A 23,484-nucleotide genomic window follows, 5' to 3' on the forward strand; every position below is an offset into this window, starting at 1 on the left:
CATTTGCATCTATAACCTATACCTGCACCCTTGTCTGAGTTACTCAATTTCAATTACCCGCCGGAGCCAGCCGTGGACCGCGTCACGCTTTTTGCTGACGTGATTCTGCCGCTGCCGCTGCCAAAGCTCTATACTTACCGCATCCCTTTCGAGATGAACGACGAGGTGTTGGTGGGCGCACGGGTGATTGTGCAGTTTGGGGCTAAGCGGGTGCTGAGCTGCATCGTAGCCGACATCCACGAAAACGCCCCTGCCGACTATCAGGCCAAGTATATCTTGGATGTACTCGACGACAAGCCGATCGTGACGGCGCCACAGCTCAAGCTTTTCCGCTGGATCGCCGACTACTACATGTGCACCATCGGTGAGGTGATCAATGCGGCCCTGCCTTCGGCACTCAAGCTCAGCAGCGAATCGCGCATACAGCTGCACCCGCATTTTAACCCGGAAGAGGACGATATTCCGCTGGCGGCGCAGGAGGCCAAGATCATTTATGCACTGGAGCAAAACCCGGCCCTGACCTTTACCGAAGTAGGCAATCTGCTGCAGGTAAAAAGTTACCACAAGTACATCAAATCGCTGATCCAGAAGGAGGCGATCATCATATTTGAGCAGGTAAGCGACCGCTTCTCCCCGAAAGTGGTGAAGAAGATCCGGCTGACAGAGCATTTTGTGCAGGAAGAAGGCATGCTGGAAGAACTCTTCAACCAGCTGGCCGCCAAACCCAAACAACTTGACATCCTGCTCAACTACCTGCAGAAGGTGCCGGTACACCAGAACATCCACCTCAATGTGGCAGGCATAGAAAAGAGTGTGCTGGCCAATAACCCGCACCTTTCCAAGTCCTCCATTGACTCGCTCATTAAAAAAGGCGTGCTGGAGCAGTTCGACCAGATCATTTCGCGCTTCCCGGTGGATAACACCGTGCCACTGCAGCCCATGAAGCTGTCGGAGGACCAGGAGCGGGCGAAAGACGAAATTCTGGGCCTCTTTAAAGAGAAAGACACGGTGCTGCTACATGGTGTGACGGGTAGCGGCAAAACCGAGCTATACATCGACCTGATCAAGCATGCGCTGGAGGCTGGCGGTCAGGTGCTATACCTGCTCCCTGAGATTGCACTCACGGCCCAGATCGTGACCCGCCTGATGAAAGTATTCGGCGATAAACTGGGCATCTACCACTCAAAGTTCTCCGATAACGAGCGGGCCGAGGTATGGCAGGGCGTGCTGTCGGGTCGTTTCCAGATGGTGGTGGGTGTGCGCTCGGCGGTGTTCCTGCCATTCCATAACCTGTCGCTGATCATCGTGGATGAAGAGCACGAGCCCAGCTACAAGCAGTATGATCCGGCTCCCCGGTATAATGCCCGTGAAACAGCCTTGATGATGGCGCACCTGCAAGGAGCCAAAACGCTACTTGGATCTGCTACGCCCTCCATCGAAACCTACTATAACTGCAAAACCGGCCGCTGGGGACTGGTTAACATGCATAAGCGCTTCGGTGAGGCACAACTTCCGACCATTGAGCTGATCAACGTGCGGGAAGAGCAGCACCGCAAGAACATGCACAGTCACTTTTCGGGCAAGCTGATCACGGCCATTGAAGAGCGACTGGCACGGCACGAGCAAGTGATCCTGTTCCAGAACCGCCGCGGTTACGCCCCATTTGTCAGCTGCGACGAGTGTTCCTGGATACCTAAGTGCCGCCATTGTGCCGTGAGTCTCTCCTATCACAAGTACAACAACGAGCTCCGCTGCCACTACTGCGGTTACCACGAGCGCATGCCGCACGATTGTCCGGCTTGTGGCGCCACAACACTCAAGAGCATGGGCTTTGGCACCGAGAAAGTAGAAGACGACCTGAAGCTGATGCTACCAAACGCAGAGGTGCAGCGCATGGACCTGGACACGACCAAAAAGAAGAACAGCTACCAGCAGATCATCGCTGACTTCGAGAGCGGCAAAACTAATGTGCTGATCGGCACCCAAATGGTCACCAAAGGCCTGGACTTCGAGAACGTGAGCCTGGTAGGCATCCTCAACGCCGACAGCATCATCCACTTTCCTGATTTTAGAGCGCACGAGCGGGCTTACCAACTGTTTGTGCAGGTAAGCGGCCGGGCCGGTCGCAAAGGCAAGCCCGGCACGGTACTCATCCAGACACGCGACCCGCTACAGCCGATCTTTCGCAAAATACATAGCAACGACTATACTTCACTCTACGAGCACGAGATTGAGGAACGCATGCGTTTCGGCTACCCTCCCTTTACCCGCATGATCCGGATTACGGTAAAGCACGCCGACGAGAAAACCTCCGAAAATGCAGCCATTGTACTGGCCAAGGATCTGACGGACCAGCTAGGTTCGCAATTAGTGCTAGGACCGGAAGTGCCGTACATCTTCAAGATCCGGAATCTATTCCTTAACGAAATCCATGTGAAACTCCCGCGTGAGAATACGAATCTGCGAGCCGCCAAACAGGCGATTGCCAAAGTGATACAGCAGTTGTACCTGTTGCCTGATTTTAAGGGGGTGAGGGTTGTGGCGGATGTGGATCCGGCTTAGATTGCTTTTCTATTGAAGTTAAGGCAAGGTATGGCTTATAGGTTGAGCATCTGCGCTCATGTCTATTTCAGTGGGGCCTCTGGCACAAGTGTCAGGTAAATCCATAGGTTTGTCTATACCTAGCTTAGCTTTTGCTTTCCTATACCTGAGACTTTCTTGTTTTATAGCTTCGCCTGTGCGGCGGGCACCTTCTTTTTGTCTTGCTATACCTGCTAGTGGTCATGGTCTACAGTGCTTATACCTGTTGATTTGCAGTTAAAGAAAATTCCCCTTAGGGGTAGGGGTCCTTTATAAAAGACAAGGAGGGGCAGAGGTGGTTCGACCCGGTATAGCAAAGCAGTAACTACGAAGCTATAAACAGTGACTTGTAGTAGCAGAAGTCCCCCTTTGAAGGGGGCAGTGGGATGTTAATCGTGCACCGGTATACAGTAACTACAGCACTTATACCTGAGCAGCAGCAGAAGCTCCTCTGAATAGGGGCCTTCGACAAACAATGGGGGTAAGATATCTTAGAATTAGCTAAAAGAGCCACAACCACTTATAAGCTTACTCATTGAGTTAGGGCTCTCAATAAAAGGCGTGATCAACCAGAAACGAGAAATGCCCATGCAACGAACGTCGCAGAAAAATATTTCATTTTTCAATAGCAGCTGTAACCTTCGGCATGATTAAGAGCGTATAAGGAGTACCTTTGGCTAAAAGTTGAAAGCCTGAAAGTTGGGAATGTCTACCAAGATATTTTTTAACTTTCAGGTTTTTCTCTTTTTACCCCCTCCCTACTCCTGCGGTTTGTTCTTGCTGAGCAGCACCACGTACATGATCCCGAAGCCCAGGAACGCGATCAGGAAAAAGATATCCATCCACTCGTACTCTCCCTGTAAGATCTGCCAGCCTTTAACACCCGCAAACACGAAGCAGGCAACAGCAAGCAGTATTCTGAACATTCTCTGGTTAGGCATAAAATTGTATTTAGGTATAAAGAAGAAGGTATAAATTTAGCGGGACATATAGAAAATAACCCAGGCTGTGATGATGACTGAACTGACGAGATTGAGAAACAACCCGGTCCGCACCATGGTGCCGATGGGCACCTGTCTGCTTCCGTATACAATGGCGTTTGGCGGTGTTGCCACAGGCAGCATAAAGGCCATGCTGCAGGCTATCACTACCCCTAGTACAGGGTAAAGCTCAGGCAGTTGCAATTGGTTGAGGATTCCGATAATGATCGGCACAAATGTAATAGCAATCGCTGTATTGGAGCTTACTTCGGTTAGAAGCACCACACCTGCTACCAGCACGAAAACCAGCAGTACTAACTGCGCCGGGTCCACAAAAGCAATTATGCCTGCGCCAATGATGTCGGCCAGGCCCGAACTGACCACCAACTGCCCCAGTGCCATACCCCCTCCGAACAAAAGGATCGTGTCCCAGTCAATGCGCACCAGATCAGAGGCAGTGAGGGTGCCCTCTCCCCCATTCTCCTGCCCAGGCGGAATCAGAAATAGCAGCAGTGCAGCCAGAATCGCCACCGTGCTTTCGGCAAAATAAGTGCTCATAAAGGTATAGGCTTCTTCCAAACCCAGCAGGTTAAACACTCCCGGACTCAGCCATAGTACCACTGCCAGCACAAACACGCCCATTGTAATCAGTTCGCCCTTCGAAACGGGATGCTGCTCACGGCTCTGCGCTTCTACATAAGCCTGTATACCCGCAGAACTGAACTTGAAGGTTTTGAGGCACCAGCGCACATACAGCAACATCAGCGCATAAATACAAAGCGAAATGGGCAGCGTCATGATCATCCACTGCAAAAAATCGATGCTGATGCCTTCCTTAGCCAGATAGTTCACCCCGATCAGGTTAGGAGGCGAACCAATGATCGTGCTGATGCCCCCAATCGAAGCACTATACGCAATGCCAAGCAGGAAATAAGGCGCCGGCCCCTTGCGCGAAGCTGGATCCTGAATAAGTTGCAGTACCCCAATGGTAAGCGGCAGCAGCATGGCTACCGTAACCGAGTTGCTCACCCACATCGACAGCACATACGACACCAGCGAGAAGCCCAGGAACATGCTGAACAGGCTTTTCTGAAAAACCTTGCGAGATAGAATAAAGAGGGCGATCCGTTTGTCGAGGCCGTGGCGGGTCATGGAACGGGCCAGCAAAAAGCTGCCTATAAAAAGCAGAATGATCGGGTGACCCAGGTTCTGGAAAGCGGTATTGATGTTGGCTATACCAGTCAGGATGGCCATCACCACACCCAGGAAAGCCGTCATGGAAAGCGGAATCACTTCGGTCATCCAGAAGACCAGGCAAAAGACCATGATCGTGGCCACTTTGCGGGCCTGGGGCTCCAGTCCGTCTGTGAGCCACCACATCGTAAGAGCCAGCAGAGGCGCCAGCAGCAAGCCTATATTTCTTCGGGTGAGCGTCATGGATATAAATATAGCGATAAGCCAGCATAACTTACTGGATTATCGCTATGAAGAAAAATAACTGCTATACCTGCGCAAGGTATAGCAGTGTTGGCTAGACTAAGTAACGCTGCCTAATGATGTTGAGGTGATGGATCTCGTGCCCCAGAATGGCAAAACCCAGCGCCCGCACCGACACCTTACGCCCACTAGCTATACCTGTATGGCTCAGCATCTCGTCATCAAAGGCTTTAAACTGCTCGATCGTGGATTGGCGGGCAGCGGCATACTCAGCCAGTATGGACGTGATCGCGCGTGCATCGGCTTTGCTGTGCTCTGCGTAGGCGTTCTCGTCGAAACCGGGCAGTTCGGTTTTATCGTTTCGGGCAAAGCAGAGGGCCCGGTAAGCGAAAATGCGCTCGGTATCGGCCATGTGCACCAGCATCTCCTTGATCGACCACTTGCCGGGCTGGTAACGGTGATGCAACTGTTGTTCTTTAAGGGAAAGCATGAAATTGACGATGTACTCCTCGCTTGCCGCCAGCGCCGACAACAGATCATCGGTGTTGGCATTGGTGATATAACTGTTGAAAAACTCGTCGTACTCAGCCGGATTGGGCGCACTGATCATTCTATCCATAGTTTAGGAGATTTGGTAGTAGGATTATAGGTATACGTGAAGGTACAAATTATACACGTATACTGTTTCTGTTTATAGATAAAAACAAAGACCTGACTCATATGAGCCAGGCCCTTGCTGCGATTGGTTCTATACCTGCTGCTCGGAGAGAGTAACACGGGAAATGGCTATTGCCCTACCAGGAACACCGCGTTACCGAAGAGTAATTTGCCATTGTGCCAGAAACCGCGGAACAGCGGGTTGTCGGCCAGGTATACGACCTGCCCTCTGCCCATGGGCTGTGTTCCTAAGATCAGCGCGTCTTTGAGTCGCTCTTTTGCCTTGGTTCCTACAAAGCCTGTAGCGTAGTTGTCTTTCTTGAGTACACCCACATTCCAGCCATCTTTCATGAAGCTGAAGGTATCGGAAGTGCGCACCAGGGCATAATAGGTGTCGCCGTAGCCAAAGGCCAGCGGATGGGTTTTATCGAGGTTCACGCGGAACACGCTGCCCTGCACGTCTTCTGAAATCGCATCGCGCTCCCGGTCGCCGTAAGCACGCAGGAGTCGATAAGGGTCTTCCTTGGTCTCTTTGGCTTTTTCTTTCTCAGAAGCTTCTTCCCCATTCTTTTTCTGTAAGTTGAAATCTTTTTTGCCAGCCAGGAAACCTGCGGCACTCTCGAGCACGATTAGCTTGCCACCGCCACGCACCCAGTTCTTTACCTGTTCCAGCGTTTGCTCGTTCAGCACGCGGCCGTAAGAACCTGCTGGAAGAATGAGCACATCGAACTCATGCAGCGGCACGTTGGCGAAGTAGTTGGTGCCCAGCACCGTTACCGGGTAGCCGATCTGCTGCTCAAAGTAGTGCCAAATTTCGCCAAAGGCATAAGGTGACACACCCTCCCCTGACATCACAGCCACTTTTGGCATTTTGAGGAAACGAACACTGCCTGAACCAAAGTCGGCACCGCTGCTCACAAAGCCTGTCGTGGATGCCTGCAGCAGCACGCCATGTTTTTCGGCAGTAGCGCGTACCACAACATCCAGCTTGTCGCCCATGCCTTCGTTGCCGGTGCGGGTGATGATCAGGGTACCGGCGTCGTATTGCTTGCCCTCCATCTCAAATGGCTTCTCCGACATGCGCACTTTCACTTTCTGCGCCATCAGCTCGGTCAGGAATTTCACATCCTGCAGGCTGTTCCAGCGGGCCAGGTACGCAAACGGGCGCTCTACTTTTATAGCAGTTGCTGTTTTGGCTGGCTTCTGGCTACCTGCCTCCAGACGGCTCTTCAGGGCATAGGCCTGCACTCCAAAGGCATAAGGCATGGCCCAGGAAGTGATGTCGTAAGTGAGGGAATCCTCGAGGTTAGAGTTTGGTTCGAACAGCACTTTCACCAGCGTGGACTTGGGCTGGTACATGCTCACCACCAGGTCGTTCTGGCTTACCTTCACATTCTCTTCTTTGCCGGTAGCATAGTTATAGCCTTTTGCTGAGCTGTTCTTTCCTGCATAGCCATACTGAATCTGCTGCTGGTCGAGGTAATCAGTAAGTGCTTTCAGGTTACCGGCGCTGCGGGCATCGGCCTTGAAAACAAAGGTTTTGTAGTCGCCACCCGGCTTCTTCAAGTTGTTGTCGTAGTACTTGCGGAATTCCTGCGTGAGCTGATCAGCTTTCTCGGCCGTGGCCTGCAAAGTTGCGAGGCTGGCGATGTGGTGGTGGGCGATGCGGTCTGTGAGGGTGAGTGTGTCGCCGTCCTGCTTTTTGTAAGCCAGACCAGCCCGACCAGAGCCGCCCTGTTCGTAAGTCATGCCAATGGCGCCGTTAAAGGTAGGCCAGGTGTCGCCGTAGCTTGGGTAGAACAGGTCAAAATTCTCGCGGGTGAAGTAGAGCCAGTTGTTCTGGTCGAAATACTTGCGGTTGTAGTCGCCAATGGTGTACTGGAAATCGCGCTGCCACGGGGTGATGCTCTCGTGCAGCGGCTTGGCGGCTGGCGAGAAATAGTAAGGCTGCTCCGGTCCCATTTCGTGGAAATCGGCGTGCACCTGCGGCAGCCACTGGTTGTACTGCGCCATGCGTTGCTTCGACTCGATCTGTGTTTGCCAGGCCCAGTCGCGGTTCAGATCGAAGTAATAGTGGTTTGGTCTGCCGCCCGGCCAGGGCTCGTAGTGCTCCCAGGCATAAGGCGATGCGTTCCCCCCCCGGTTCTGCGTCTGCTTATACCACTGCACATAGCGTTCGCGCCCGTCCGGGTTCACGCACGGGTCCAGAATCACGACGGTGTTCTCCAGCCACTTTTTAGTTTGCTGGTTGTTGGGGTCTACCAGGTCGTAGAGCACCTGCAGCACGGCCTCGCTGCTTACCGATTCGTTGCCGTGAATGTTGTAGCTCATCCAGAGTATAGCCGGCTGTTTGCCCTCCACCTGGCCGCTGGCTATACCTGCCTGACGCAGGTTGTTTTCGCGGATCTGCTCGAGGCGCGGCAGGTTCTCGTCGCTGGCCACGTAAGCAAGCAGCAGCGGGCGCCCTTCGTAAGTTTTGCCGTACTCCTGTACCTTGATGCGGTTCGGGGCCTGCTGCGCCAGGTATAGTACATAGTCTGTGATACGGGCGTGGGTCGTAAACTCCTGGCCCAGGGTATAGCCCAGGAATTGCGCCGGTGTCTGCAGGGCCTGCTGCTGTGCCAGGGCCGTTTGCAAACTCAGCAACACGAGGGCAAAAGCGAACAATCGCTTCATGATGTTTTGCATGATGTAACTCTTTAGAGAGGGTATGTAAATGGTGTAGAAAATAAAGTCACAATCTGCGCAAAAAAGCTGAAATTGACAATTTTGCGCCTTCAAGGTTCCAGCTATACCTTGTCGAACAAACAAGCACAGGATCTTTGTGGAATTTTAGCAGGCAGGCTTCCGTTTACTTTCTATACCTGGCATCAGACTTTTTATGTGTGTACCTCTGGCAATGTATCTGTTCTGGCGAAATACAGGCAAGGGCCTTCTGGCATTTTTATCAGGACTGGCCCTGATGACGGTGCTATACCTGCTAACCGGCCTCATACTGGGCAGTATACCTGTAAACAGCAGCTATGCGCAAACCACAGAAGGTATAGAGATCTTTGTGACAGACAACGGCGTGCACACCGACCTGGTATTGCCCGTGAAAACAGACATCATTGACTGGCGCGACAAGCTATACCTGCAGGATTATGCCGGCGCCGACAGCTCTTTTACACACGTCGGTTTCGGTTGGGGCGACCGGCGGTTTTACATGGAGACGCCTGAGTGGAGAGACCTCACTCTGACCACCGCCCTCACATCCCTCTTCTGGCCCACCCGCACCGCCATGCATGTAGAGTACATTGCCAAACCGCTCCGGCAGAACAAATACCAACAGCCCGTACTGCTAAGTCAAGAGCAGTATCAGGCGCTGGTGCAATATATTCTGGACAGCTTTCAGCAACAGCCCAATGGCGAATTCCAATTAATTGAAGGCCGTGGTTACCACTCCCGCGATAATTTCTACGAAGCTAACGGTAAGTTTCACCTCTTTAAGACCTGCAATGGCTGGGTAAACGGTGGCTTAAAAGCTATGGGCCACCGGGCCGCTCTCTGGGCTCCATTTTCCTTCTCCGTGATGCGCCAGCTTCGGGACTGATCAGGTATAAAAATAAAAGCCCCGGGTAAAATACCCGGGGTTTTCTTATTAAACCCTAATAGTCTATTGTTTGAGTAATTTGAAATGACTGTTAAAATCGCCCATTCGGGTCGAGATAATGTATACCCCGCGTGGCAGGTCCGGATCGAGCGTGAGCTTCTCGATGTTAGTGCCCCTTGCCACCTGCACACTGCGTTGCAGCAACTGCTGCCCTGTAGCTGTGGTCACAGTGATCTGCAGTTCACCGTCCAGTTCCGCATCGATGCTCAGCTCCACTTCAGAGTGGAATGGGTTCGGGTAAGCCTTCACCTTGTTCATCGACACTTCATCGAAGTGCACCGCTTTGATGTTAAAGATCTCAAACTTGCCATCCAGGTCCACCTGCTTGAGTCGGTAGTAGCGGACGCCTTGCTTGCCTTTTTCCTTGTCTACAAAGCTATATACCTGTTTCAAGCTCGTTGTATTGACTTTGGACTCTACAAAACTCAATGCCCGGAAGTTCTTCGCATCACTTGACACCTGCACCTCAAAACCCTTGTTGTCGAGTTCCGAAGCTGTCGCCCAGTCCAGCACAACATCGCTTCCACGCTTAGTGGCGTTGAAGTAGAGGAGTTCGACTGGGAGTGGGATGATAGGTTGCTCTGTAAAGGCTACTATTGGTATATAGCAAGCAGATCCAACAGTCAATACTTCAGCCTTTACGTCAAAAGGTTCAGTAGTTGTAGGTGTCATCTCGAATTTGTTACTCGAGCTTGTTTGTTTGACAGCCCAGATATCTGAAGCAAGGCTACCTACTGACCATCTATACCCTATGATATCAGCCTGATTTACATTTGGCAGCATTGATACTGTAAAAGTAACTGGTTCGTTAATACCAATTGGGTTCGTCGGTTCTTCTATTGGTCCATTTGCATTCTCTGCAGTGATCTTCGCGACAGTGGTTTTCATAGGGGTCACCGTTACTGTGCCAACCACGGGCTCACTTGTGCAGGATTCATTATCTGTTACAAGAACCGTATATTGGCCTTCTACCTTAGTGGCGAATGATGCAACGTTTCCAGGATTGACAACTCCGTTTGGTACTGTCCAGGCATAGCTGTAATTACCTGATCCATTGCTAGCTACCGCCTCAATAGTTGTAGGGTCATCATTCGCACACATTGTAACACTATTCACTGTTACTGTCGGCAGCTCTTTCACTACTACTGTGGTGCTGACAGGCGCACTCATGGCGCAGGACTTAGCGTCTGTCACCGTAACTGTATAAGTGCCCGGAACCATGGTCGTGAAGCTTGAAGTGTTTCCAGGATTTGTTGCTCCTGCTGGAACGGTCCAGGTATAGTTGAACGGAGCTGTGCCAACAATTGGTGTAGCGGCGACTTCTACTGGGGTACCTGCACATGTAGACGGACTGTTTACAGCAACCGTAGGTATAGGATTGATAATAATCGTGGCCTTACCCATTGGCAGCGGACAAGCAGCTACCGTTCCATCCTGTGCTACTGTAGTGGCTAATACGCTGTACTCACCGGCAACCGTCTGATTTGGGAACACAATGGGCTGGCCAGTGCCCATAACTTCTTCTCCTACATTTGCAGTTGAGCCATTCACAGTTCGCTGCAGCTGGTATCTTACATCGCTTTGCGAGCCGCCAAGTGTAATGGCTACACCGTTGCCACCAGCACAATATTCGCCATTGTTTGCTGCTGTGAGCGTATGCGCAACAGGCTGCGGCGTGACGTAGACGTTAACTGGCCCGAATGTGAGACAAGATGCTACAGCAGTGTTAGCTAATGCCTCTACTGTGTAGGCACCGGCTACGGTCTGGTTACCAAAACTCAGGGCGCTGCCTGTACCTGCCACCGGACTACCTACTGGCTGGCCATCTCGCTTGAGCTGGTAGAACACGTTTTGCTGTGAACCGGCCAGGCTAACAGGAACGCCTACTCCACCCTGGCAGAAAGCACCTCCGCCGTTTACCGTCTGCGCACCGACTACTGTAATCGGAACAACGTTCGTAATAAAGCCTCTGGCACATTTATTTGCATTGTTATATTGGTCGAGGGCAGAGCTGAACTCTATAAAAACTTTGTCTCCATCAAGGAAACCACCCGCTGGCCCTGGTGTAGGAAACTGTATGTTGTCACCGCTCTTGTACTCTGTTTGACCTAATTGTGATACTACTCCTCCACGGTCCAGCATCCAGTAAAGCGTCAGGCTAATATCCCCCCAGAATGAGAATGCATCATTTAGATCAGCGGTCATCGTGATTCCCTCTCCCTGGCAGATAACAGCTTTATCTGTCTTCAAAGCAACTTCATAATTTACAGTGGCAGAGGTATACATTCTGTTCGTCATCTTGGATGTGATAGGCTGAGCGCAATTACTGTTTTTGCTTGTCACTTCCACTGCATAGTAATCCAGAGATGACAGACCTGCATTTTGGATAGTAGGAGCGTTAGCCCCAAAGAAGTTAGTCCTGTTCTTAGTCCATTGGTAATTAAAGTTCGATGCAGGCATCAATGTACCTCCTTCTACTTTCGGTTGGAAATAGCGCCAGGCGTTATCATATAGAATTTTTGGCATGCTTTCCTTATTAGGGAAAGGATAGTCCGGATTTGTAATTGGCAAAGTCTGGTCACCTAGCTTATTGCCATTTAAATCTACTGCAATGCCATTTGCATCGGCCAGGTACGGGTATATTATCCGTGTCACGTCTTTATACACGTAAGCTGTGTACTCCGTAACCTGGCCGCGGCAAGTTGGGTAAGGGTCTGCCAGGACAATAACCGTGTAGTTAGAACGTCGGAGCGTATAAGTAATATCCTCAAAATTGCTACAGGCATTGCCTCCAGAACCCTGGGAAACCGTGTAACGGATAGTCACCTGCCTGGAAGTTTCCTCACCTAGTGCAGTACATGGGTTCAACGTAGCAGTAGAACCACTCGTAGTGAAGCCAGACAAACCAGCTGGAGAAACAACTGAGAACGCACCTCCTGTTGCTCCTGTTGGAGTGAAGGTTACATTGCCGCCATCGGAATATATGGTTGAGCCAGCGTCTGCAGTACCTATCTTAGCTGCGAAAGTAGCTACTGGCTTTGGATTCACCTGTACAACAACATCTTCCGTAAGACCTGTACAACCATTCGCGCTACTGGTTATTCTGAAAGTAACATTAATAAAGTTTGATGTGTTATTGGTCAATGTCTGGTTGATTGGACCAGAGCCTGAAACCGCACCATCACTGGTTATACCTGTAGCTGGCAGTCGCTCCCATGTGAATGTGGTTCCGGTGGTGGCACTTGCCGGAGTATAGCTTAATGGTGTTCCACTACAAACGCTAGTGGCAAGCAAGCTGCTCAGTTTTGGTGAGGGGTTTACAACTACTTTTACCTCTTGCACAGTACCTGCACATGAACTACCATTCGATGCATAAGTAGTGGTATAACGGTAAGTTACGGTAACCGGAGCCGTTCCAGTATTCACCAAGTTTTCATTTACAGCGCCTGCGACCGGCGTAGTTACAGCTGGATTGCTGATGTTTGTAACAGCCGCTCTAGTCCAGGAGAATGTGGCACCCTCAGTAGCACTTGCAGGTTCGTAGCTAAACGATGTTCCACTACAGATAGCGGCAGGTATGAGCGTGCTGCTCAGCTGTGGTCTTGGGTTAACAGTTACCACTAGATTCTGAGTTGAATTCCCGGCGCAGCCATTAGCAGTTGTAGTATAAACGTAGATTACGTCAATCGGATTTGCCGTGGTGTTCACCAGCGTTTCGTTTACGGAGCCGGTTCCATTCGTTACTGCCGCGTTCGATATACCTGGCACAGCTGCTCTTGTCCAGGTATAAGTAGCTCCGGTTGTAGCGCTTGCAGGAGTGTAGGTAAATGCTGAACCACTACATACGGTTTGTGTGAGTGCACTACTTAAGACTGGACGTGGATTAACAGTTACAACCAACTGCTGTGGTTCGCCGCTGCAGCCATTGGCCCGTGTCGTGATTTCGTAAGTTACTGTAATCGGCGCTGTGGTCGAGTTGGTGAGCACTTCATCAATATTACCTGCTCCGCTGGAGGCTGTATTTCCACCCGAAGCTGCCCTGGTCCAGGAGAAAGTGGCACCCGGGGTCGCACTGGCTGGTTCGTAGCTGAAGGTGCTACCACTACATACACTGCCTGTGAGCAGTGTGCTTAATTTCGGACTTGGATTCACTGTTACCACAACACTTTCTGTAGTGCCAGCGCAGCCATTGGCGCTTGTCGTAACACGGTAAGTCACATTGATTGGGTTGACTGTAGTGTTCACTAACGCCTGACTGATATTTCCTGTACCACTGGTTGGATCAGCGCTGGTAATGCCTGTTGCTGCGACCCTGGTCCAGGAGAAGGTGGTACCATCTGTCTCGCTGGCTGGTGTATAGCTGAAAGTGGCCCCGCTGCATATGGCTGGAGGTGTAAGTGTACTGCTCAACTGAGGGCGTGGGTTCACTGTTACTATCACATCCTGGGTATTGGAGCAACCGTTAGCTGTCAGGGTATAGGTATAGGTTACATCAATTGGATCTGCAGTTGTGTTTGTCAACACGTGTTCTACCCTGGCGCCATTGCCACTTTCAGGAGCCGCTGTGGTTATACCTGCTGCTGGCTTGCGTACCCAAGTGTAAGTTGTACCTGCTGTAGCACTGTTTGCTATGTATTCAAACTCAGTTCCTCCACAGATGGCAGGAGGCGTGAGTAAGCTGCTCAATACAGGAGTTGGATTGACGCGCACAACCAGGTTCTGTGCGGGCCCAGTACATCCTTCATCATCACTCGTGGTATATACATAGGTTACGTTGACAGGCGCAGTTAACGTGTTAACCAAAGTTTCATTGATACCGCCTGTGCCACTAGCGGCATCATTGCTAATACCTTGTACTGCGGCACGCGTCCAGCTAATCGTCTTGCTTCCTTCGCTGCCTTCAGGGGTGAAGGTATAAGCTGTGTTGTTACAAATGGCAGGTGTTGTACCTGGCAGATTTGTGACACGCAACAAAGGCTTAACGGTCACTTTTATGGGCGAGCTTGTGATAGAGCAACCTGAGCCTACACGGGCAATTCTGCGGTACCAACGGTCAGCAGTTAATGCAGTGTTTAAATTCAGGTTTTGAACGTTTGAGTTGTTTATTTTGGAGAAGTTAGTTCCATCGACACTTACCTGCCACTCATATGTAACAATTCCCAAATCAGACTTTGACTCTTCGCCTTGCAATGTAGAAGGCACCGTGTTGTAGCAGATTGTTTGCGCACCAGATATGATGTTGGTGTACATAATGGTCGACTTAACCTGAGTTGGAGCAGAAGTGGATGTACAACCATTCTCCCCCCTCACAACCACATAATATGAGCCCTCTACGTTAGTCGTATAGGTATTCTGATCCGTCCCAACCTGCACATCACTGCCTTCTTCTGCAACTCTGAACCAAGTATAGCTGTAATCTGGGTCTTCTTCTGCAGTTAAGGTAGACAAGGCTGGTGGACAGAAATAATCATTCGGTCCATCCAATATCTTAGCAATTGGCATCGCCACAATTCTGACACTCACAGGCTCGCTAAAGCTGGTGCAGTTACCGGAAATTACCTTGCGTCTGTAGTAAGTCGTTTTGGAGGTGGTTAACACTTCTGCTTCCGGTGTATAGTTAAGTGCGCTGCTGGCACCTGGCGCATTTTCCCAACCGGTGGTGCCATTCGCACTCTGCTCCCATTGGTAGCTTACCTCACCCGGTTTGCCTCCCGTAACGGTTCCTATAATCTGAGCTATCGTTTCGCCGGAGCACACTACCTGATTGTCTGATGTAATGGTGTTTGTTATGGATGGGGTAACTGTCACCGCCACCGGTGATCCATAGCTGGTACAACTACCTGACTCTACCACCCTTCTATAATAAACGGTTCCTGCAGTAGCTACAGAAGGCGTATAGCTTGGGGCATTGTTTGTACCAAGTGCGTCTTCCCATGGTCCGTCAGCACTTGCGCTTTGCTCCCAACGGTATGACTTAGCTGTAACGCCACCACTCACCGTGCTGGTTAATGCTGTACCAGTGCCACCAGCTGTCTGGCAGTACTGTGTGTTGCCAGTGACAGTCCCTTGCGTAAGTGCAGGCGTAACTGTTATAGTGATTGGCTGGGGAGCAGACTGGCAGCCATTTGTTACCCCAATCACAGTATAAGTGGTTGTGGCAGTGGGTGTAACTGTAACTTTAGGACCAGTTGACGCTGCAGGTATACCTGTACCCGACCAAATATAGCTATCGGCACCAGATGCAGTTAGCTCGACAGCTTCACCCTGGCAAATTGCGTTTGCATCTGCGCTAACCTCAATGGTTGGGTTAGATTTTACAACCACTTCAAAGTTTGATGTTGTCAAAGCGCATTCTCCGGCAGACACAGTTCTTCGGTAAAAAGTTGAACCCACCACATTAGTCAATGGTGTATAGCTCTCTGTTGTTGCTACTTGTGTCCAGGTGCCTTCATTGCCAGTAGCACTTTGTTCCCACTTATAGGATTTAGTAGTACTGCCACCTCCAGAAGTTACTACGGTTAGGGCAGTGGCTTGCGCATTATGACAGTATTCAGCTGTACCTGCTATATCTTGTTGTGTTAGAGCAGGTGTTACTTCAATTGTGATTGACTTTGGTGCAGAGGGACAGTTATCTGTGGTACCTATAACGGTATAGGTAGTAGTGACTGAAGGTGTTACAGTCAGTGTGCTACCTGTTGTGCCAGCCGCTATATCTGTACCAGACCAAACGTAAGAGTTTGCCCCAGCAGCTGTTAAAACAACAGATTCTCCCTGGCATACAGCAGTATTATCATTCTGCGCAGACACCGTAATAACAGGTGTTGGCTTGATTGTGATAGTGTGAGTTGTGGCAGGGCCTGATTTGCCACACGTGTTGAAAGCTACTACTGATACTTGCACAGTGCCGGCAGTATTGCCAAAGTTTATATGTGCAGTTCTGGTATTGCCTCCAGAAGCAATGGTCGCATCACCTGACACAACTGTCCATTGGTAAGAAGTAACGTCACTGTTTGTAGGCACCGAAAATTCAATATCTGATTCGCCTGGACAAACTTCATCTACACCAGAAATAGTACCTGCAGGCTGCAATGCGATAACAGCCTTGCTGAACGCCTCTGACTCGCCATTGTCTTGAGCTGGAGCAGGATTCTTAACTATAATAGACAAATTTATTGCAGAAGCTAACTCGGCAGCAGTTAAAGAGGTTGTAAGGGTTGTAGAATTTGAGACTGTGGCTGCTCTTGACTGCCCATCTACTAACACAGTAGCCCCCACCACGAAGTTAGTACCAGTTATTGTTACTATAGTGGCAGGGTCACCAGCTGACAAACACCCGCTCACGCTAATAATAGCAGGTTTCTTATTGTTGACTGTAAAAGTGTTGCTTGTGACACTAGGGGCCCCTGCACTAGAGGCAGAAAGTGTATAGCCATTTCCTACTCTATTGATGCTATAGCCTGAGAAGGTAACTATACCATTTGTAATAGAGGAAGTGCCTCCTGAAAGATTGCCGCCACTTGGATTGGATCCAAGCGCTAGGGAGATACTAGGAGTTAGCACTATATTACCAAACTGATCTCTAGCCTGAACTTGTACTGCAGGAGTTATGGGTTCACCCAGCAGCACATCAGATGGCTGCGTGATGAAAGAAAGCTGTTTTACTGAACCTGCTTTTTGGGAGATAGAATGAGATAAAGTAGTAGGTAAACCTGAAATTACAGCACCATTCGCTACCTCTACTCTTATGCTTCCAGTACCTGGCATATTACTTCCATCTACGGCCTGAACTTGAACACCTGAGATAATAATCTGCTCACGCTTGTTTACTCCACTCACTACCAATGGGATAGTGATGGTTGATCCATCCGCACTATAAGTGGCCGATCCAACAGAGATAGAAGAATTTCCAGTATCATTAAATAAAGATACAGCAGGCGTAACACCTGAACCCCTAAATCGCCACCCTACAGGTGCTCTCAACACAATATTACCACTTGATGCAAAATCGCCACTAACTTCTTCTTGAATGGCAATTGTTCCTACTGTTGTATAACCCGGAGTTGTGAGTGTTGCATTCGCAGCTAAATCAGCAGAGACGGGAAAGGCCCCACCTCCCGTTAAGGTCACACCCACAGCCGCCATTAAATACATAGAACCAGCCAGAATCATCAGGCTGGTGAGGGCGATTACAAAGCTTTTGGTGCGGGATACATTACTAATCAATTGTGTAAAATTCTTTCTCATATACTCAAGGGTTAAGGTGAGATGCGAGCACACTATTAGGGTTTTGGTGCTTGTTTTCTGATACAAAGGGCAAAAGGGATCATGCGAAGGCTCTTTAGGAGCTTCGGAGGGAGGCGCAGGGCTCTTTTGAGGAGCTATTCCGTAAGGATCAGGCTTTTACTGGCCCAGCAGGCACAGTTAGCCGGGTTTCATCATTGTGGCGGGGGAAAAAGAAGCATTGATGAGCCAGATAATGCTGGCTGGCATGGACGACCCGCTTTGAACAGGTACATTCCTGGCAAACTTTCGGCTAAATTACTCACAGGTTTTACTATTAAGGGTAGCGTAATTAGCTTATGATACCTTTATTAAATATAAAAGTTTCATACTTAAGGTATAATTATAAGGAATTTACATAAATAAATTCTAAAAATTTAAAATAATAATCTAATAAATTGCACTGCAGTTTACCTGGTGTTAAATACTTATTTTTTTGCAGATTGACGCAATAAGGCCCTCCTTGTTATTCAAACGTAAATATGAATACTTATATATATTGGATTACAGGTATAAAAATTGCACTAAAATTGATGTGTAATTTTTAAAAAACCACTTAAAAAATTCGCCTCTAAAAGCAGCGTTTCAGCAAAAGCTTACTTCAATGGCACCGTAATTTGCATTTGCAGAAAGTAATTTGATCCTGTATATTGATAGCTGTAACTAAAGGCTTTATGAAAAGAAGAACCCATCTCCGCATCCGCAAAACACACCGCTACCTGGGCCTGATCACAGGTATACAGTTCGTAATGTGGACCATCGGCGGCATCTATTTTAGCTTTAGCGATATAGATGAAATTCACGGAGATCTGCAGCGAAAGCCAGGCGGTATGGCTCTTCCACACAACACAGAACTGGTATCGCCTGCGATGGTAATGGCACAGTTGCCAACCAATGCCCTGGTCACGTCCGTCAAAGTGATCGACATCCTGGGGAAACCCCATTACCAGATCGCTTACCATGAAAACACTGACCATACCTCCGCTGCCAGCAGCGAAACAGGCCACAATCATGGCCAGGTGAGGGCTCGTACGCAGCTTGCCGAGGCGGCAACCGGCAAGCTGCGTCCTGCACTGACCGAGCAGGAGGCCATTGAACTTGCCCGTCAAAATTTTGTGGATGTGGCGGCAGTAGCTAAAACAGAATATGTTACAGATGAGAATATAAACGGACACCATGAGTACCGGGGTAGCTCCCTGCCTGCCTGGGCTGTTACCATGGAGCACCCTACCAAAACCACCGTGTATGTCGCAGCCGAACAGGGCGTGGTCACCAAGTTCCGAAACGACAAATGGCGTGTGTTCGACTTCCTCTGGATGCTGCACACTATGGACTACCAGGGGCGCGATAATTTTGGCAATCTGCTGCTTCGTGTGTTCTCCATCGCCGGTATCGTCACAATTCTGTCGGGTTTCGCGCTTTATTTTGCGAGCAGTGGTGCACGTCGCCATACTACGCAGCGGCAACAAGAGCACAGGCGCCCTATCATGCGTTAAACTGCACCGGCATGCGGTATGTACCCTGCTTTAAGCCCTGCCCCGCCGGCAGGGCTTTTATTTTTGGAAAAGGCGAGGCAAAAGGGGAAATTGCATAGCTAACCTATTATCACGATCACCCTTAAAACAACCGTACCCATGAAGAAAATCTATGCGCTCGCCACGGCGGCACTGCTCTTTCTGAGCCAGTGGACCATGGCGCAGGCAGACCTCTCCTACTACCTCCCGCAGGACGTAAGCTACAACAAAGAATTTCCCACTCCTAAGGATATACTGGGCTACAACGTAGGCGAGTGGCATGTGAGCCATGACCAACTGGCCATGTACATGCGGCAAATGGCGGAACTCTCCGACCGTATTACCATTGAGGAGTATGCGCGCACCCACGAGAACCGCCCGCTATACCTGCTTACCATCACCTCACCGGAGAACCACAAAAACATTCAGCGCATAAAAGAGCAGCATCGCCAGCTGACCGACCCGAACGCATCGGGCAAACTCGATATCAAAAACATGCCGGGCGTGGTGTGGATGGGCTACAGCGTGCATGGCAACGAGCCGAGTGGTAGCAATGCCTCTTTGCTGGCTGTGTACCACCTGGCTGCTGCTCAGGGGCCTGAGATTGAGAAGCTACTCAACGAAACCGTTATCCTGATTGATCCCTCCATTAACCCGGACGGGCTGAACCGATTTGCCAGTTGGGTGAACACGCACCGCGGCAAAAACCTGGTGACAGACCCAAACAGCGAGGAGTTTGCCGAGGCCTGGCCACGCGGCCGCACCAACCACTACTGGTTCGACCTGAACCGTGACTGGCTGCCCCTGCAGCACCCAGAGTCGAGAGGCAGACTGGCTAAGTTCCATGAGTGGAAGCCAAACGTGCTCACCGACCACCACGAAATGGGTACCAACTCCACTTTCTTTTTTCAGCCAGGTATACCGAGCCGCAACCACCCGCTCACACCAGCCAAAAACTACGAACTAACCAAGAAAATCGCCGGCTTCCATGCCAAGGCATTAGATAAAATCGGGTCGTTCTACTACACAGAGGAGAGTTTCGATGACTTTTATTACGGTAAAGGCTCCACTTACCCTGATGTGAATGGTGCCATCGGTATTTTGTTTGAACAGGCCAGTTCCAGAGGCCATGCGCAGGAAAGCGTTAACGGGGTGTTGTCCTTCCCTTTCACCATCCGCAACCAGTTTACCACTACCCTCTCTACCTTAGAGGCAATGCAGAACATGCGCGAGGAGCTGCTGGCCCATCAGCGTGATTTTTACCGCGATGCCCTGAAAGCCTCTGCCAAGGCTCCGTTCGGTGCCTATGTGTTCAGTGCCGAGAAAGATCCAGCCCGTGCCTACCACCTGGCGGAGATCATCCACCAGCACCAGATCGACATCTACCGTCCACAGGAAAAATTCACGATCAATAACGTAACCTATACGCCAGAGAATAGCTACATCGTGCCAACCAACCAGCCACAGTACAAGCTGATCGAAGGAATGTTCGAGCGTCGCACTTCATTCCAGGACAGCCTCTTTTACGACGTGTCGGCCTGGACGCTGCCGCTTGCCTTTAACCTGGAACACGCCAACCTCAAATCCGGCCAGTTCAAGCGCGGCATGCTTGGCCAGAAGCTCACCTCCGTTGACTTCCCGACCGGGCAAGTAGTAGGTGGCAACAGCGCTTACGCTTATGCCTTTGAATGGCACGGCTACTATGCCCCAAGAGCGCTGAACACACTCTTCAACCACGGTTTGCAGGCCCGAGTAGCCACTGACAAGTTTACAGGCGCCAATGGGAAGCAATTCGACTACGGTACGATCCTGATACCTGTGACAGGTCAGCCGCACAGTGCCGAGCGCATACACGAACTGATGACGCAGATCGCAAAAGATAACGGAATCATGGTACACGCCATCAGCACAGGATTTACCGAAGGCATTAACCTGGGCAGCCCGGGCATCTATACCTTGCAGCAGCCCAAAGTAGCCATGCTGATCGGGGATGGTGTCAACAGCAACGACGCCGGCGAAGCCTGGCACCTGCTCGACCACCGCTTCGACATCAACACCAGCCTGGTTAATGCTGAGTCTGTAAACCGCATTGACCTGAGCCGCTACAATGTGATCGTGATGGCCGATGGCTCTTACGGCAGCATATCGGAGATCGGCAAAACGAAACTGCGCACCTGGGTGCAGCAGGGCGGTACGCTGATCGGTATGGGCAATGCCACCCGTTGGCTGGCGGATAACAAGATCGGTAACTTCAGCTTTAAGCAGGGCGAAGCCTCCGGCAACACCTCCCGCCTGCCCTACGCCAGCATGAGCAACACAACTGGTGCGCAGGTGATCGGTGGTGCCATTTTCGAAACGAACCTCGACCTGACGCACCCGCTGGGCTACGGCTACTACAACAGCAAACTGCCTATCTTCCGCGACAACCGTCTGTTCATGGAACCGAGTAAGAGCCCTTATGCTAACCCGGTAGTATACACAGCCAACCCCTTGCTGAGCGGCTACATTTCGAGACCGAATCTGAAGCAATTGGGTAACAGCGCAGCTATTACGGTATCGGCATTGGGGAGCGGCAAGGTGATCGGTATGACGGACAACCCGAACTTCCGGGCATTCTGGTTCGGCACCAATAAGTTGTTCCTCAACAGCATTTTCTTCGGACAGATCATCAGCGGAGGTTCCGCCCGTGCCGACGAAGAAGCCCATTAATCAGGTATAAACCTCTTGTTTGAAAAAGGCCGGTGCATGCGCATCGGCCTTTTTTATTGGGGAGGGCTTTAGTAGCACTGGCTGCATTTGTTCGTAAGAGAGGGTATTTCTGTTGTTTTTAGGTATAGCATGGTGCCCCAGTACTCACTGTTTCGAGAGAGCCTTGCACGATTAACATCCCCCTGCCCCCTTCAAAGGGGGACTTTCTACTGTTGCCGTTTTACAGGTATAAGCGCTGTAGGTATAGCTCTTCTATACCGGGTCCAACCACCCCTTACCCCCAGAGCTACACTCGCTACCTTCGAACTCACGTTCTCAGTAGTCCAAGGAGGGGAGCTTCTGCTACTACCAATTCGTTATTATAAGCTGCGTTGTACGCACCACTGTCAGGTTTAGCAAAGGTAACTTGCACGGAACCTATGTAATAAACAGCGGTGCCAGGTGCACTTTATGGCGCTCCACTGTTGGGGGTGAAGGGGTCCCCCTGTCAAGAGCGTTCAGCGAGTGGGGGTAGGGGCCCTCGATTTTTTGTCAAGAAAAAAAGTAGGTGCCCGCCGCACAGGCGAAGCTATACAACAAAACGGGTGGCTATACCTGCAAAATGTTCTGCTTCAAAAGGCAAGCATTATGGCCATAAACTATTTCACAAACCAAAAGGGCCAGCGCAAATGCGCTGGCCCTTTTGGTTTGTGAAAGATGGACTTAGATCTTATTTGAAGCGATAGCCTAGTACAATCTCGTGAGAACCTGCACTTTGGTGGCGCATGCGCGACACGGTGATGTCGTAGGTATAGCTCAACTGAAACTGTTCCTGAAACTGCACACCCACCAAGCCTACAATCGCGTCCTGGGTGCGGTACGAAATACCTGCCCATACCTGGTCGTCATAGACCGTTTTCTGACGGCGCTTGCTCAGGTGGTAGGCAGCTTTCATGTTGAAGTCGGCCTGGGCCGGTGCACCCTGCACATACTTCAGCAAAGCAGAAGGCATCAGGCGGATCTTATCGTGCACATCAAAGTTATACCCACCCGACACAAACCAATGGCGCGACAGGCGGCTCACTTCATCTCCCCCATCTACCTCGTGTATCTTGTTGCCAAGCACCTGAAAGAGGGAAATACCGAAGTAAAAGTCTTCGGAGTGCATAAAAGTTCCGAGGGTCAGGTCGGGCATAAAGGCATCTACACGACCGTGGTTGGTCACAGGGTCACGCTCGTTGGAGCCATCTGCCAGGCGCACTTTGGCCGGATCGAAGCGAAACTGCTGGAAACCGGCAGAAAACCCCGACGACAGGTAGATGCTTCGGTTCAGCGGCACATGGTAGGCATACGATGCCAGTGCTCCCGTGCGGGTAGTGGGACCGGTTTGATCGGTATAGACCATACCGCCTGCGCCATGGAAGCCCTGCGCCTTGCGGCTACGCTTCAGGTGCTGGTTAAACAAGGCGCCTTCTCCGCTCACATAAAAAGTTTTGGGAGCGCCTTCAAAGCCGACCCACTGGTTGCGGTAGCCCATTTTAATATTTACATCCTTCTCGAACCCGGCTACTGCCGGGTTGAGAATGAAGTAATTGGTCATGTACTGTGAGTAAAGGGCTTTCTGCTGGGCTGACGCGGTAAAGGCGATCAGCAGGAAGCAGAGTATTAAGATATTATTTTTCATAACGGTCTCTTT

The 23,484-nt window shown here is 50.6% G+C and carries 10 protein-coding genes; 4 read left to right on the plus strand and 6 right to left on the minus strand.

Going from position 1 to position 23,484, the window contains the following annotated elements; genetic code table 11:
- Positions 1–30: 30 nt before the first annotated feature.
- Positions 31–2,562 (plus strand): replication restart helicase PriA, encoded by a 2,532-nt coding sequence (gene priA / locus BD749_RS06985; RefSeq protein ID WP_101443701.1) that lies wholly within the window; start codon positions 31–33, stop codon positions 2,560–2,562.
- Between the two features lie 776 nt (positions 2,563–3,338).
- On the opposite strand, the gene BD749_RS19355 is transcribed toward priA, so the two are convergent.
- From BD749_RS19355 to BD749_RS07000, 4 genes are all read right to left on the minus strand, one after another.
- Positions 3,339–3,521 (minus strand): hypothetical protein, encoded by a 183-nt coding sequence (locus BD749_RS19355; RefSeq protein ID WP_180336344.1) that lies wholly within the window; start codon positions 3,519–3,521, stop codon positions 3,339–3,341.
- 36 nt (positions 3,522–3,557) lie between these two features.
- Positions 3,558–4,997, minus strand: a complete 1,440-nt coding sequence (locus BD749_RS06990; RefSeq protein ID WP_101443702.1) for an SLC13 family permease — start codon at positions 4,995–4,997, stop codon at positions 3,558–3,560.
- A gap of 94 nt (positions 4,998–5,091) precedes the next feature.
- Positions 5,092–5,616 (minus strand): DinB family protein, encoded by a 525-nt coding sequence (locus BD749_RS06995; RefSeq protein ID WP_101443703.1) that lies wholly within the window; start codon positions 5,614–5,616, stop codon positions 5,092–5,094.
- Positions 5,617–5,783: 167 nt separating this feature from the next.
- Positions 5,784–8,330, minus strand: coding sequence for a M14 family metallopeptidase (locus BD749_RS07000; RefSeq protein WP_101444685.1), 2,547 nt, complete (start codon positions 8,328–8,330; stop codon positions 5,784–5,786).
- Positions 8,331–8,553: 223 nt separating this feature from the next.
- On the opposite strand from BD749_RS07000, the gene BD749_RS07005 reads away from it, so the two are divergent.
- Positions 8,554–9,246, plus strand: a complete 693-nt coding sequence (locus BD749_RS07005; RefSeq protein WP_180336345.1) for a TIGR02117 family protein — start codon at positions 8,554–8,556, stop codon at positions 9,244–9,246.
- A gap of 63 nt (positions 9,247–9,309) precedes the next feature.
- Here BD749_RS07005 and BD749_RS07010 read toward each other — a convergent pair whose 3' ends face one another.
- Entirely contained in the window at positions 9,310–17,550 is an 8,241-nt protein-coding gene (locus BD749_RS07010; protein ID WP_143741238.1) for a PKD-like domain-containing protein, read from the minus strand.
- A 710-nt stretch (positions 17,551–18,260) separates the two neighbouring features.
- Here BD749_RS07010 and BD749_RS07020 point away from each other — a divergent pair.
- Together BD749_RS07020 and BD749_RS07025 are read left to right on the plus strand one after the other, a co-directional pair.
- Entirely contained in the window at positions 18,261–19,082 is an 822-nt protein-coding gene (locus BD749_RS07020) for a PepSY domain-containing protein (protein WP_101443707.1), read from the plus strand.
- Between the two features lie 138 nt (positions 19,083–19,220).
- Positions 19,221–21,809 carry a M14 family metallopeptidase gene (locus BD749_RS07025; protein WP_101443708.1) on the plus strand — a complete coding sequence of 863 codons (2,589 nt, stop codon included), beginning with the start codon at positions 19,221–19,223 and terminating at the stop codon, positions 21,807–21,809.
- 709 nt (positions 21,810–22,518) lie between these two features.
- On the opposite strand, the gene BD749_RS07035 is transcribed toward BD749_RS07025, so the two are convergent.
- Positions 22,519–23,472 (minus strand): PorP/SprF family type IX secretion system membrane protein, encoded by a 954-nt coding sequence (locus tag BD749_RS07035; protein ID WP_101443710.1) that lies wholly within the window; start codon positions 23,470–23,472, stop codon positions 22,519–22,521.
- Between the last annotated feature and the right edge of the window lie 12 nt (positions 23,473–23,484).

The sequence above is a fragment of the Pontibacter ramchanderi genome (assembly GCF_002846395.1).
Lineage (GTDB): Bacteria > Bacteroidota > Bacteroidia > Cytophagales > Hymenobacteraceae > Pontibacter > Pontibacter ramchanderi.